The following is a 13337-nucleotide window of genomic DNA, read 5'->3' as shown; positions in this document are numbered from 1 at the left end:
TCTTGACCCTCACACGGATGTCAAGTTTTACCGTGACTCCATGATGACCACAAGCGCCCTGAGCGAGCCCGTCACGCTGGCCGGCATGTCGTTGAGCAGTCAGTTCGTGATGGCGCCGATGACGCGCGCGCAGTCGCCGGGCGGCACGCCCACGGCGCTCACGGCGGCCTACTACCGTCGCCGGGCCGAGAACGGCGTCGGGCTGATCATCACCGAGGGCGTGCTGATCGACCACCCGTCGGCCGGGCACGAGACGGACGTCCCCCGCATGCGCGAGGCGGGCTGGCGGCTGGTCACCGGCGAGGTGCACGCGGTCGGCGGGAAGATCGCCGCGCAGCTCTGGCACCTCGGCAGCCGGCGGGAGCCGGTCGACGGCGTCCAGGCCTGGACGCCGTCCGCTGTCCCCTCGCATACCCATGCCATGACGGGCCAGGACTTCCCGGTGCTGCTCGACGCGTACGCCCGTGCCGCCCGCGCCGCGGTCAGTGCCGGCTTCGACGCCGTCGAGATCCACGCGGCGCACGGCTACCTGCTCGACGAGTTCCTGTGGCCGTTCACCAACCGCCGGCCCGACCGCTTCGGCGCCGACCGGGCCGCCTTCCCGGCCGAGGTGATCCGGGCCGTTCGCGCCGAGATCCCGGCGTCGATGCCGCTGATCGTGCGGTTCTCGCAGTTCAAGGAGCGCGACTACGCCGCGCGGATCGCGGACACGCCGGACGCGCTCGGCGCGATCCTCGGCTCGTTCGCGGCCGCCGGCGCCGACGTGCTGCACGCGTCCCAGCGCCGTTTCTGGGAGCCGGCCTTCGACGGCAGCCCGCTCAACCTGGCCGGCTGGGCCAAACGCCTCACCGGCCTGCCGTCGATCACGGTCGGGTCGGTCGGCCTGACGCGCGACTTCGTCGGCTCGCCGCGGATGACCGAGCTGCTCGACCGCCGCCGCCAGGGCGAGTACGACCTGATCGCCCTCGGCCGGGTGCTGCTGGGCAACCCGGCGTGGGTGCGCCTGGCCGGCGAGGGCCGCCTCGGCGAGATCAACGACTACCGGAAGGCGGACGAGGACCGCTACTGGTGACCAACTGGATTGGTGATTCTCCAGCGAACGTGAGCGCCAGTTGGTGAAATGTGTTGCATGTCCGAGTTTTCTGCGGAGCGTGCGGCCCTGCGTGCCTGGCGTGACGGCCTGGTCAATCTCGACGCCGGAAACCGGCTCCTGAACTTCAAGCGGTCCGAGACCGGCTCGATCGACGTCCAGGGCCCGCCGGCCGGCGACGTCGTGCGCGCGATCCGCGACGGCCGGGAGTACGGCTTCCTCGCCTTCGGCGCCAAGCCCGAGCCCGGCGGCCTGTTCAAGACCGAGCTGACCGCCTCCGCGCTCGGCGGCCAGCTGCGCCGCCTGCTGCGCAGGTCGCGTCAGGACTTCCTCGACCGCGGCGTGCCGGTGCTGCATCTCGCCGCCGGCATGCTGCGCTGGCGCGACGAGGAGGACGTCGCCTTCACCAGCCCGATCCTTCTCCTCCCGGTCGAGCTGACCGCGCTGGGCCCGGGCGACGTGCCGAAGGTGCGGTCCACGGGCGACGACCCCGTGGTCAACCCCGCTCTTTCCGTACGCCTGCGCCGGCTCGGCGTCGAACTGCCCGCCGCCGGGAGCCTGGCCGAGCTGGACGTGCCCGCCTATCTCGCCCAGCTCCGCGAGGCGTTCGGCGGGCGTGACTGGCACGCCGACGAGACGGTGCTGCTGTCCACGTTCTCCTTCCACAAGGAGGCGATGTACCGCGATCTGCTGGACAACGAGGACCGCATCGCCGCCCACCCGCTGATCCGCGCGCTCGCCGGTGGCGAACCGGGCACCGGCTTCGACCCGATCCCGGCGGCCGACATCGACCGGCTCGCCCCGCCGGAGGAGATGCCGCTCGTGCTCGACGCGGACGCCTCCCAGCGGGCCTGCGTGGCCGCCGCGGTCGAGGGGCGCAGCTTCGTGCTCGACGGCCCGCCCGGCACGGGAAAGTCGCAGACGATCGCCAACATGATCGGCTGCCTGCTGCACGCGGGCAAGCGGGTCCTGTTCGTCTCGGAGAAGGCGGCCGCGCTGGAGGTCGTGCACACCCGGCTCGCGAACGCCGGCCTGGACGGATATCTGCTCGAACTGCACAGTCACAAGGCGACCCGCAAGGAGGTCGCCCGCGAGCTCGCCGCGGCCCTCGACGACCAGCCGGTGCCCGGCGCCGGCCGCACCGTCGACCGCGAGCAGCTCCGCGAGCGGCGCGAGCGCCTGAGCGGTTACGCGGTCGCGATGAACGAGGTGCGCCAGCCACTGGGCCGCAGCCTCTACGAGGTGCTCGGCTCGCTGGGGCCGGCCGAGGTCCCGCTGCCGGACGTCTCGGTCAACTCGCTGACGCCCGAGTCGCTCGAACGCGCGGGCGAGGCCGCCGACGAGCTCGCCCGCTGCTGGCGGCCGATCTCCGGTGACTTCCTCTGGCGGGACGTGACCGAGCGGGAGCCGCTCGACGACCGTCTGCGCCGCGCCCGGGCCGCGCTGCGGGCGCTGGCCGAGGTCGCCGGCCGCAACCAGGCCGCCGCCGAGGCGTTCGGCGTCACCCGGCCCTCCCAGGCCGGCAAGCTCGCGGCCCTGGTCACGCACGCCGCGCGCCGCCCCGGCGGCGTACCCGGCGAATGGCTCACCATGCCCAGCCTGGAGCCGGTCGGCCGCTCGGCCGAGCGCCGCAGCCGCGACCTCACCGCCGTCCGCCAGACGCGGGCGGCCGTCCGCTCCGCCGCCGGCGTCGAGTGGCACGAGTTGCCCGACGTCGTGCCGCCGGCCCTGGAGCCGCGCACCCTCACCGCGGACGCCGCTGAGGAGGCCGCTCACCGGCACGTCGAGGACGCCGACGTGCTCGACGAGGTGCTGCACGACGCGGGACCCATCGCGTCGCGGCTCGGGCTGCCGCCGGTCGTCACCTTCGCCGACCTGTCGCGGCTCGCCGCGATCGCCGACCTGGCGTCGCGGCCGAACCGGCCCGAGCCGTTCTGGTTCGGCGCCGGCGTGCTGGCCACCGTGTCGGCCGCCGCGACCGCGCTGCGCCGCTCGGCCGAGGCGGTGGCCGCGGCCGAGGCGCAGGCCCGCCGCTACTTCCACGAGTCGATCGTCGAACAGCCGGTGGAGCAGCTCTCCGACCGGCTCACCAATGTGCACCGTGGTCTGCGGAAGCTCTTCCGGGCGTACCGCCGGGACTGGGAGGCGGTGGCCGCCTTCGCCCAGCCGTCGATGGCCCCGGCCGAGGCCGTCGCGCATCTCGGCACCGCGGTGGCCTGGAAGGTGGCGCTGCGCGAGCAGGCCGCGGCCGAGCGGCAGTACGCCCCGCTGCTGGGCCGTTACTGGCGGCGCAACGCCACGGACTTCAACGCCATCCACGACGCGGTGCAGGTGGCCGGCGAGGTGTTGCGGCTCTCGCCGCCCGAGGCCGTGCCGCAGGTCGCCGAGCAGGTGGGCAAGCCGGTGCCGGGGATGGCGCGGGTCGCCGCCCAGGCCCGGCGGGTCCGCGAGCCCGGGGCCGAGACCGTCCGCGAGGAGATCACCGCGCTGCGCTCCCGGGTGGAGCCGCTGAAGGCGGCCGCGACGGCGCTGCGTGCCTACAGCCGGGCCTGTGAGCGTGAGGTCGACCTGGCCGAGGCGCTGCGGCTGGCCCGGCTGCGCGGGGCCGTCGTGGAGGCGGAGGAGGAGCTCGCGTCGCGCACGGACAACGACGAGACCCTGGCCGGGCTGGGCGAGGGCCTGGACGAGGCGATCGGCTGGGCGGCGGCGGCCCGGCGCCTGGCCACGGGCACGGACCGGCCGCTGACCGAGGCGCAGGCGGCGGCGCTGGGCGCCTGCGAGGCCGCGGGGACGCTGGCCGAGCGGGCCGGCGCCTGGGAGCAGGCGCGGGACGGCGTCGTGGCCGCGTTCGCGGCCGGCCGGCACGAGGAGATCGGTGCGGCGCTGGACGCGTACACCAGCGGTCTCCTGGACGAACTGATCGCCGACCGCGCCGGTCAGGAGGAGTGGTTCGGCCACCTCGCGGCCCGGCGGGCGCTCGCCGCGCACGGGCTCGACGCGGCAGTCGCCTCCTGCGCCGAGCAGCGGGTGCCGCCCGAGCAGCTGCGCGGGGTGCTGGAGCGGGCGCTGCTCGCGGCCTGGGCCGACGCGGTGATCCGTTCCGACCGCCGGCTGCATCCGGGCGGGTCGGCCGAGCGGGACCGGCTGGTCGAGGAGTTCCGCCGGATGGACGCCGCGCTCACCAGCACCGCTCCCGCGACGATCGCGACGGTCCTGAGCGAGCGCAAGGCGGCCGGGCGCCGGCCGGAGGACGTCGCGCTGCTGCGCCGGGAGGGGATGAAGGAGACCCGGCACCTGGCCGTGCGCGAGCTGATCGGGCGGGCGCGCGACACCGTGCTCGCCGTGAAGCCCTGCTTCCTCATGTCGCCGCTCGCGGTCAGCCAGTACCTCCCGTCCGACCTGAGCTTCGACGTGGTCGTCTTCGACGAGGCCTCGCAGATCACGCCGGGCGACGCGGTGAACTGCGTCTACCGCGCGTCGGCCATGATCGTGGCGGGTGACGACAAGCAGCTGCCGCCCACGTCGTTCTTCGCGGTGTCGTCCACCCCCGACTCCGCCGACTCCTCCGATCTCCTGGAGGGGGAGAGCGCGGACGAGCCGGCGCCGGACGCGGCGACGGACGTCAACGACTTCCAGTCGGTGCTGGAGCTGGCCAAGGCCTGCGGCGCCTTCCGCACGCTCGCGCTCGCGTGGCACTACCGGAGTCGTCACGAGGCGCTGATCGCGTTCGCCAACCACGCCTTCTACCAGGCGCGGCTGATCACCTTCCCGTGCGCGAACGCGTCCGACCCCGAGTCGGGCGTGGAGCTGATCCTGGCCGGCGGCGTCTATCGCCGGGGCACGACCCGGGACAACCCGGTCGAGGCGGAGCGGGTCGCCGAGCGGATCGTGCACAGCCTCACCACCAGGCCCGAGGAGTCGCTCGGCGTGGTCACCTTCTCGGTCGCCCAGGCCGACGCGATCGAGGCGGCCCTCGAGCGCGCGGTCGCCAAGCACCCCGGCCTCGAGCGCTTCCTCGACGGCGACCGGCTCAACGGCCTGTTCGTCAAGAGCCTGGAGTCGGTGCAGGGCGACGAGCGCGACGTCATGATCTTCTCGATCGGGTACGCCCACGACGAGGACGGGAAGATCACCACGAACTTCGGCGCTCTCAACCAGCGCAACGGTGTTCGCCGGCTCAACGTGGCGATCACCAGGGCCCGGCGGCGCGTGGAGATCGTCTCGTCGATCCGGTCGCGGGACATCCCGGCGTCGGCCAACGCGGGCGTACGGCATCTGGCCGCCTATCTCGAGTACGCGGAGCGCGGCCTGGCGCCGTCGCCGCTCCCGTCCGCCCTCGACCCGATGGCCGAGGAGATCGCCACGGTCGTGGAGTCGTGGGGATATCGGGTCAGGTCGTCGGTCGGTGTCGACGGCTTCCGCGTCGAGGTCGGCGTGCGGCACCCGGCCCACGACGGCGAGGTGTACGCGCTCGGCATCCAATGTGACGGGCCGCGATACGCCTCGATCACGGCGGCGCGCGACCGCGACCGGATCAGCGCCGAGATCCTGGGCGGGCTCGGCTGGCGGTTGCACCGGATCTGGGGAACCGCGTGGCACCGCGACCGGGCGGGGGAACAGGCCCGGCTGCGGGCCGTCATCGAGGAGGCCGTGGGCGCGCTTCCCGCGTCGTCCGGCCAGTCGTACCGAAGGGTGGATCTTGTGCGGCTTCAACCCGTCTCCTGACCGATTGCCGTATTGACTCGTTGCTGGTTCATGTCCAGCATGGTTCGGGTGACATCTGGGAGCGCCGCGGCCGGTGCCGCGCCGGTCAGCTGTGTCGCGTTCCGCGCCGACGGTCGACGGCTCGCCAGCGGCTCCCACGGTGGCGGGGTCCTCGTGCAGGACACCAGCGATCCGGCCCGACCGACCAGGCTGACCGAATTAGCCCACCGGTCGGCCGTCCTCGGCGCCGCCTTCAACCCGGCCGCAGCCGACCTGCTCGCCACCGGCTCGGCCGATGGCACCGCCGCGGTCTGGCGCGTGGTCGACGACCGCCCGCCCGACGTCATGAAGGTCCTCGGCGGCCATCCGGCGCCCGTCACCGCCGTGCACTGGATGCCCGACGGGCAGCACCTGCTCTGTCAGCTCGGCGACGGCCGGGCCGCGGTCTGGCACGCCTTCGGCGAGAAATATCTCGGTGAGGTCGACGACTGCCTGCGCCTCGACATCAGCGACGGCGGCCTGGTCGCCTCGGTCGGCGCGAGCGGCATGGTTTCCGTGCGTGACCTGGCCGGCGACCCTAATCCACTCGCCGCCCGGCAGGCGCCCGCCACGGAGGCCTGCGCATGGTCGCCCGACGCGGCGACGCTGGCGCTGGCCCGGCGCGACGGCGCGATCGAGCTGCGCACGCCTCAGCTCGACCCGATCCGCACGCTTCGACCGGGCACGGCGCCGCTGCGGGCGGTCACCTGGTCCCCGGACGGCCGCTACGTGATCGCCGGCGGATATGACGGCACCGTCTTCGCCGTCGACACCACCGACCGGGTGCTCTGGCGGCACACCGATCCGGCTATCCGGCCGCGTTCGCTCGCCATCGGCGGCCGCGCCATCGCGGTCGCGTCGTTCGGCGACCGCCCTTATCTTCTCGATGTCTTCTCCGGTGGCTACTCGCGACAGGAGGCGGGCGAGCCGTCGCCCCCGTCGGTAGCCTTCCGCGACGGCATGGTCGTGGCCGACGGCCGCACGGTCACCGCGGGCCCGCTCGGTGCCCGCACGGTCATCGTCGAGCACGAACTGCCCGTACGGGCGGTCGACGCGCTCGCCGACCGGATCGTGGTCACCGCGGCCCACCAGGCGATCCGCCTGATCCGCCTCGACACCCAGGCCTACGAGGTGGAGCTCGGCGTCACCCTGCGCGCCCCGGAGCCGGTGCGCACGGTCGCCCTGCTCGGCTCGGCCGAGGCCACGGTGGTCGTCGCCGCCTCGTACGACTTCCGGCTCTTCGCCTGGACGGTCGACTGGACCGGGCCGCCCGTCGGGCCGCGCCTGGCCGGCGAGTTCGGCAGCGGGGTCGCCACCCTGCAACGCCTCGACGACCAGCGCCTCACCGCAACCGATCACCGAGGCGAGCTCGTGATCCTGGCGCTGGGCGCGGACGGGGCTCTCTCCGCTTAGGACCTCTCGCGTCATGGCTGCGGCTCCTCTCGCTCGATTGCCCGAGAAGCTAGCCCTCGCTGCGGTCGCCCGGTGTGCCGAAGACACCGGCCTGTGGACAACTTTTTCCACTGTGGATAACTCAGGATCTTGGCCGGCTGGGGTCTAGGGTCGGGGACGCACGTGTCGGTGGGCGAGGCTGGACGGAGCGTTCGGCCACCGGATTGACTCGACAAGAGAGTGTTCTGAACTTGCGGGCGGCCCGCGCGTCCTAGGGGTGAAACGTCCCTTCCGACCCCCAGGACAACCTCATGAAGATCGCCCGGCGGCTGCTCGGCGCTGTGATCGTTCTGCTCGTCGCCGCGGTGGCGGCGGTCTACCTGTGGCCGCTGCACAGCTCCCGCCTCACCCACGGCACGGCGGCGACGCTGCCGTTCGGCGAGGCCCGGGCCCGGGCCGAGTCCGCGGTGAGCGCGGACACCGCCGACTCCTCGGTCACGCCCCGGTGCCGGACGAAGGCCCTGCTGCATCCGGGGCACACGGCCAAGGCCGTGCTCATGCTGCACGGATACACCGACTGCCCGGCGCAGTTCGACAGCCTGGCCAAGCTCTATTACGACAAGGGCTACAACGTGTACGTGCCGAGGGCGCCCCGGCACGGGGTCACCGACACGAAGGCCCACGCCGGCCTGCACGCCGACGAACTGGCCGACTACGCCGAGGATGCGCTGACCGTGACGTCGGGCCTCGGCGGCGACGTCGGCGTGGTGGGCGTCTCGGGTGGGGCCGTGCTGGCCACCTGGCTCGCCGAGTACCGGCCGGACGCGGTCGCGCACCTGCTGGCGCTGTCACCCTTCTACCAGCCCGCCGCCGAGCAGGCGCCGGCCTGGCAGGTGAAGCCGCTGATCGTGCTCTACGGCAGCCGGTTGCTGCCCGACCACTTCAACGGCAACGGATTCTCGTACGCGGCGCTGTCGCAGTACCTGAGGATCGTGCGCAACTACCGGGACGACCCGGTGAACGCGAAGCTCACCAGCGTGGCCGTGGTGACCTCCGCGAACGACACCTTCATCGACCGCGGGCGAGCGGCCGAGATCACCCAGGACATCGCCTCGGCCAACAAGATCGGCCTGGGCCGGTACGAGATCCCGGCGCAGTGGGGCGTCGGGCACGACACCGCCGACCCGGCCGGGCTCGGCGGCCACGCGGCCGAGCTCGAGCAGACCTACTTCGGCTTGTACGAGGGCACCGGCTCGCCGAGCGAATAGGACGACAAGCCGTCCGGCCGGCGCTGGAGGCGCCAGGAGGTCAGGCGCGCAGGCGGGCCGCGGCGGACACCGGGTCGAAGCCGAAGGGAAGCTCCAGGCGGTGGGCCCGCAGGAGATCCTCGTCGGCCAGCAGGGCCGGGGTGGGCGCGTCGGCGACGATCCGGCCGGCGTCGAGGATCACCGAACGAGGGCAGAGCTGCAGGGCGTACGGCAGGTCGTGGGTGACCATCAGGACCGTGACCGGGAGCGGCTCGAGGATCTCGGCCAGCTCGCGGCGGCTGGCCGGGTCGAGGTTCGACGAGGGCTCGTCCAGCACGAGGATCTCGGGGCGCATGGCCAGCACGGTGGCCACGGCGACACGGCGGCGCTGGCCGAAGGAGAGGTGGTGCGGGACCTGGTCGCGGTGTTCGGACATGCCGACCGCGGCCAGTGCCTCGTCGACGCGGGCGGTGAGCTCGTCGCCGCGCACACCCATGTTCTGCGGGCCGAAGGCCACGTCCTCGGCGACCGTGGGCATGAAGAGCTGGTCGTCGGGGTCCTGGAAGACGATGCCGACCCGGCGGCGGATCTCGGCCAGGCCGGCCCGGTCGGCCGGGTCGACGCGGGCGCCGGCGACCTCGATGGTGCCGGTGCCGCCGTGCAGGATGCCGTTGAGGTGCAGCACGAGGGTGGTCTTGCCGGCGCCGTTCGGGCCGAGCAGGGCGACGCGCTCGCCGGCCGGGATGGTGAGGTCGACGCCGCGCAGGGCGACGTGGCCGTCCGGGTAGGCGAAGTGCACGCCGGCGACCCGTAGCGCCGTTTCTGTGTCGCTCATCCCGATCATCATCCCAGGGCCGCGGCCAGGGCGATTCCCGCGGTGGCCGCGGGCAGGGCCGCGGCGGCCAGCCACTGCCCGGTGGGGACGCGGTCGTCGGCCGGGCGGGGGAGCCGGCCCTGGTAGCCGCGAGCGACCATGGCCAGGTAGACGCGCTCGCCGCGCTCGTAGGCCCGCAGGAACAGGGAGCCGACGCTGACCGCGAAGGCCTTGACCTGCCAGAGGAAGCGGGGGTCGTAGCCGCGGGCCAGGCGGGCGACGCGCATGCGGCGGGCGTCGTCGGCGAGGACGTCGAGGTAGCGCAGCATGAAGGTGGCGATCTGGGTGAAGACCGCGGGGCAGCGCAGGCGGTCCAGGCCCAGGATGAGGTCGCGCATGGTGGTGGTCGCGGCCAGCAGCAGGGAGGCCAGGACGCCTAGGGTGCCCTTGGCGAAGATGTTCCAGGCACCGTGCAGGCCGTCGACCGACAGCGACATGCCGAGCCAGGTGATCCGCTCGCCCTGGCCGAAGAAGGGCAGGGCCACGGCCAGCAGGACGAACGGGAGCTCGATGGTGGCCCGCTTGGCGAGCCAGGACGCGGGCACGCGCGCCGTCACCGCCACCGCCGCGATGAGCACGAGATAGCCGCCGAAGGCCCAGAACTCGGTCCGCGGGGTGATCACCACGATGATGGTGAAGAGCAGGACCGCGACGATCTTGACCTCGGGCGCGAGCCGGTGGACCGGGCTCTCGCGCGGCAGGTGCAGGGGGTGTGCGTGCCCGGCGCCCATCAGTTGCCGGCTTCGGTGGTGTCGGCCGGGGTCTGACCCCGGCGGCGGGCCAGCCAGAAGACGCCGGCGCCGATGCCAAAGGTGATCAGGACGCCGAGGACGCCCGAGAGACCCGTGGAGAGGTACTCGTTGTCGATGCCCTTGATGCCGTAGTCGGCCAGCGGGCTGTCGGAGAGCTGGTGCTCGCCTTCCTGCTGGGCCATGCACGTGCCGCCGGTGATCTCACCTTCCGCGTTGAAGGTGCAGCCCTCGCGGGCGGTGTAGTCGAGGCCGTCGGGGCTGCCGGAGGCGAAGCTGCTGACCACGCCGGCCAGCAGCAGGGCTACGAGCAGGCCGCCGGCCAGGAACCATCCGAGTCGCTTGCTCATGCCGGGGCTCCCACTTCGACGTTGAGCGGCTTGCGGAACCGCCGCAGGGCGTAGACGAGATCGGGGCGGACGCGGGCGACCGTGGCGACGGTGGTGGCCGCGATGACGCCCTCACCGATGCCGATCAGGACGTGGACGCCGGCCATGGTGCCGGAGATCCAGGGCAGGGACAGGTCGGTGGTGCCGCCGAGGGCGTACTCCAGGACGAAGCCCTGCGAGGCGATCACGACAGAGATGATCGAGGCGATGAGCGCGGTGGCTCCCAGGCCGGCCGGGGTCTTGGGCAGGAAGCGGAGCAGGACGACGACCAGCAGATATCCGGCTGCCGTGCCGAGCAGGGCCATGTTGGTGATGTTGAGGCCGATGGCGGTGAGGCCGCCGTCGGCGAAGAGCAGGCACTGCACGATCAGGACGGTGGAGACGCAGAGCGCGCCGACCCACGGGCCGACCAGGATGACGGCCAGGGTGCCGCCCAGCAGGTGGCCGGAGACGCCCGGCAGGACCTGGAAGTTGAGCATTTGCACGGCGAAGATGAACGCCGCGACCAGACCGGCCATGGGTGCGAGACGGTCATCCAGGTCGGCGCGGGCCTTGCGCACGCAGAAAGCCAGCGCCACGACCGCGAAGACGGCGAAGATCGCTGACACCGGACCGTTCACGATGCCGTTGGCTATGTGCATCGCCGTCGTGTCCATGACGGGCCTCCTCTCAGAATGTTCCCAGCGACCGCAGCATATTGGCGCGGTGATGCTGTTGCAAAGAGTTGGCAACTAGACGGCAGTTTGAAGATCAAGTTAAGGGGAGGGGGCGGGAACGCTAGAAGAGGGCGAGTTGGCCCGGCGTCGGATCGCGGCGCGCGGTCAGCCCACCACGGAACACCCAGGGCCTGACCTCGGGAATCGGGTCGGCGCCGTCCTCCACGACCGGGGGTGAGCCGCCGGTCAGGGCCCACAGCGACGGGCCGAGATTGATGCCGCGCGTCCGCAATGCCTTTCTCATCACAGTCATGCTCAGGGGCAGGCGGGCCGACGCGAGCGGGGGGATCGGCAGATCGAGGCGCATCCGCATCAGCTCGCGGTTGCGGTCGACGATCTCGCGGGCCGACGGGTCGGTGAAGTGCTTGGCGGCGTGATCGCCCACGGCGTCGCGGACGAGCGCGGCGCCGGCCTCCCACGCGGCCTCGACACTGCCGAACGCGGCCAGCAACTTCGCGGCGGTCGCCGCGCCGAACCGGCGTACACCATGAAGGTTGTCGGAAGGATCGCCGCGCAGCGCGGCGAAGTCACGGTATTGCCAGGGGTGCACGCCGTAGAGCTCGGGCAGGCCCGCGGCCTCGACCAGAACGGCCTCGTCGAAGCCGCCGTTGCGGACCCGCAGGACCGACGTGTGCTCGTCGAGCAGGGCGAAAGCATCGCGGTCGCTGGTCATCAGCACCGAGCGCCACCCGTCGCGGCGGGCCGAGGCGGCGGCGCTGGCCAGCACGTCGTCGGCCTCCCAGGACTCGTGCACCACCGTGCAGACGCCGGCGTCGCGCAGCAGGGAGGGCGCCTCGAGCAGCTGGGCCGTAAGGTCGGGTGCCTTGTCGGGGCGGTGCGCCTTGTACGCGGGATAGGTCAGGCGCCGCGCCGACGAGGAGGGGCAGTCGAAACCGACGATCAGGGCGTCGGGGCGCAGATGGGCGGCGGCCCGGGCGAGATAGCCGAAAAGGCCGCGCAAGGCCCAGATCGGCCGGCCGTCCGCGTCGACCCAGCCGTCACCGGCGCCCGCGTGGTAGGCCCGGTGCAGGAGACTGTTCCCGTCGAGGACCAATAGCAGCGGCACCTCAAAGAGGGTACGCGGGCCCGCCGGAACCATCACTCCCCTGATGGTCCCGGCGGGGGAACTGGGCGTCAGGCCGGCGGGGGAGCCACGCTCTCCCGGGCGACCAGGGACGGCGCGATGGTGCGCCGCGCGGCGTCGGCTGTGGTCTCCTCCTCGATCTGGGCGAGCAGGAGCTCCAGGGTCGCCGTCGCCGCGGCGTCGAAGTCGGGGCGGACGGTGGTCAGCGGCGGGGTGAAGTATTCGGCCTCGGGCACGTCGTCGAAGCCGACGATGCTCACGTCCTCGGGCACGCGCCGGCCGTGCTCGTTGAGCGCGCGCAGCAGGCCGAGCGCGATGTGGTCGTTGGCGGTGAAGATCGCGGTCGCCTCGGGCAGGCGGGCGAGCAGCTGGCCGTTGCGGTAGCCGGAGGCCGCGCCCCAGTCGCCGGTGAGCAGCGGCGGTATCTCCCGGCCGGCGTCACGCAGGGCCGACTCCCAGCCGCGCACCCGGCCGGCGGCGTCGAACCAGTCCGACGGGCCGGAGATGTGCCAGACCGTCTCGTGGCCGGCCGCCAGCAGGTGCTCGGTGGCGGCCCGCGCGCCGGCCACCTGGTCGACCGTGACCAGCGTGCTGGTGCGCTCGGGGTCGCCGTCGATGGTCACCAGCGGCACGTCCTCGGGGAGCTGGGCCAGGGCCGGCCCGGCGCTCGCCACCGGGGCGATCACCACGAGCCCGGCGACCCGCTGGTCGAGGTGGCGCTCGACGGCGTCGGCGATGGAGCGTTCGTCGAGGTTGCGGACGCTACCCACGTTCACCGCGAATCCGGTCGCCAGGGCGGCCTCCTCGAACGCGGTCAGCATCATCGCCGGTCCGTAGAGCGCCGTGTTCTGGGTGACCACGCCGATCACCTTCGAGGTGCCGGTGACCAGGGCGCGCGCCGCCCGGTCGGGCCGGTAGCCGAGCTCGGCGATCGCGGCCTGCACCTTGAGACGGGTCTGCTCGCTCACGTTCCGGTGCTCGTTGAGCACCCGTGAGACTGTCTGATGGGAGACCCCCGCCAGCCGGGCCACGTCCATCATGCCCGGCGGTCGT

Annotated in this window: 10 protein-coding genes; 4 read left to right on the top strand and 6 right to left on the bottom strand. The window is 72.9% G+C overall.

Annotated elements, in window-relative coordinates:
• Positions 1 to 40: 40 nt before the first annotated feature.
• The 4 genes from ACQP2X_RS29960 (at position 41) to ACQP2X_RS29945 (ending at position 8493) form a co-directional block, all read left to right on the top strand.
• Positions 41 to 1072 carry an oxidoreductase gene (locus ACQP2X_RS29960; protein WP_498687514.1) on the top strand — a complete coding sequence of 344 codons (1032 nt, stop codon included), beginning with the start codon at positions 41 to 43 and terminating at the stop codon, positions 1070 to 1072.
• A 57-nt stretch (positions 1073 to 1129) separates the two neighbouring features.
• Positions 1130 to 5815 (top strand): PDDEXK-like endonuclease domain-containing protein, encoded by a 4686-nt coding sequence (locus ACQP2X_RS29955; RefSeq protein ID WP_498687512.1) that lies wholly within the window; start codon positions 1130 to 1132, stop codon positions 5813 to 5815.
• Positions 5816 to 5863: 48 nt separating this feature from the next.
• Positions 5864 to 7246 carry a WD40 repeat domain-containing protein gene (locus ACQP2X_RS29950; protein ID WP_498687511.1) on the top strand — a complete coding sequence of 461 codons (1383 nt, stop codon included), beginning with the start codon at positions 5864 to 5866 and terminating at the stop codon, positions 7244 to 7246.
• A gap of 290 nt (positions 7247 to 7536) precedes the next feature.
• A complete protein-coding gene (locus tag ACQP2X_RS29945; RefSeq protein WP_498687509.1) occupies positions 7537 to 8493 on the top strand; it encodes an alpha/beta fold hydrolase in 957 nt (318 codons plus the stop codon).
• Positions 8494 to 8533: 40 nt separating this feature from the next.
• On the opposite strand, the gene ACQP2X_RS29940 is transcribed toward ACQP2X_RS29945, so the two are convergent.
• From ACQP2X_RS29940 to ACQP2X_RS29915, 6 genes are all read right to left on the bottom strand, one after another.
• Positions 8534 to 9316 (bottom strand): energy-coupling factor ABC transporter ATP-binding protein, encoded by a 783-nt coding sequence (locus ACQP2X_RS29940; RefSeq protein WP_498687508.1) that lies wholly within the window; start codon positions 9314 to 9316, stop codon positions 8534 to 8536.
• On the bottom strand, positions 9316 to 10077 hold the full coding sequence (cbiQ, locus tag ACQP2X_RS29935) for a cobalt ECF transporter T component CbiQ (RefSeq protein WP_498687506.1): 762 nt from the start codon (positions 10075 to 10077) through the stop codon (positions 9316 to 9318). Before cbiQ ends, ACQP2X_RS29940 begins: the two co-directional genes overlap by 1 nt.
• Positions 10077 to 10445, bottom strand: a complete 369-nt coding sequence (locus ACQP2X_RS29930) for a PDGLE domain-containing protein (protein ID WP_498687504.1) — start codon at positions 10443 to 10445, stop codon at positions 10077 to 10079. The genes cbiQ and ACQP2X_RS29930 overlap by 1 nt, the downstream gene beginning before the upstream one ends.
• Complete coding sequence (locus ACQP2X_RS29925; RefSeq protein ID WP_498687501.1) at positions 10442 to 11140, bottom strand: energy-coupling factor ABC transporter permease; 699 nt, start codon at positions 11138 to 11140, stop codon at positions 10442 to 10444. The genes ACQP2X_RS29930 and ACQP2X_RS29925 overlap by 4 nt, the downstream gene beginning before the upstream one ends.
• A 121-nt stretch (positions 11141 to 11261) precedes the next feature.
• Positions 11262 to 12266 carry a 5'-3' exonuclease gene (locus tag ACQP2X_RS29920; RefSeq protein WP_498687499.1) on the bottom strand — a complete coding sequence of 335 codons (1005 nt, stop codon included), beginning with the start codon at positions 12264 to 12266 and terminating at the stop codon, positions 11262 to 11264.
• 68 nt (positions 12267 to 12334) lie between these two features.
• Entirely contained in the window at positions 12335 to 13324 is a 990-nt protein-coding gene (locus ACQP2X_RS29915; RefSeq protein ID WP_498661763.1) for a LacI family DNA-binding transcriptional regulator, read from the bottom strand.
• Positions 13325 to 13337 lie beyond the last annotated feature (13 nt).

Origin of the sequence: Actinoplanes sp. CA-131856, assembly GCF_050956135.1 — a bacterium.
Classification (GTDB): Bacteria; Actinomycetota; Actinomycetes; order Mycobacteriales; family Micromonosporaceae; genus Actinoplanes.
Note: the sequence above shows the minus strand (reverse complement) of the source record. Positions and strands in the feature narration are given on the sequence as shown.

Coding starts and splice junctions, on each gene's coding strand:
- ACQP2X_RS29960 (WP_498687514.1), top strand. CDS start 41: ATGATGACCACAAGCGCCCTGAGCGAGCCCGTCACGCTGGCCGGCATG.
- ACQP2X_RS29955 (WP_498687512.1), top strand. CDS start 1,130: ATGTCCGAGTTTTCTGCGGAGCGTGCGGCCCTGCGTGCCTGGCGTGAC.
- ACQP2X_RS29945 (WP_498687509.1), top strand. CDS start 7,537: ATGAAGATCGCCCGGCGGCTGCTCGGCGCTGTGATCGTTCTGCTCGTC.
- ACQP2X_RS29940 (WP_498687508.1), bottom strand. CDS start 9,316: ATGATCGGGATGAGCGACACAGAAACGGCGCTACGGGTCGCCGGCGTG.
- cbiQ (WP_498687506.1), bottom strand. CDS start 10,077: ATGGGCGCCGGGCACGCACACCCCCTGCACCTGCCGCGCGAGAGCCCG.
- ACQP2X_RS29930 (WP_498687504.1), bottom strand. CDS start 10,445: ATGAGCAAGCGACTCGGATGGTTCCTGGCCGGCGGCCTGCTCGTAGCC.
- ACQP2X_RS29925 (WP_498687501.1), bottom strand. CDS start 11,140: ATGGACACGACGGCGATGCACATAGCCAACGGCATCGTGAACGGTCCG.
- ACQP2X_RS29915 (WP_498661763.1), bottom strand. CDS start 13,324: ATGATGGACGTGGCCCGGCTGGCGGGGGTCTCCCATCAGACAGTCTCA.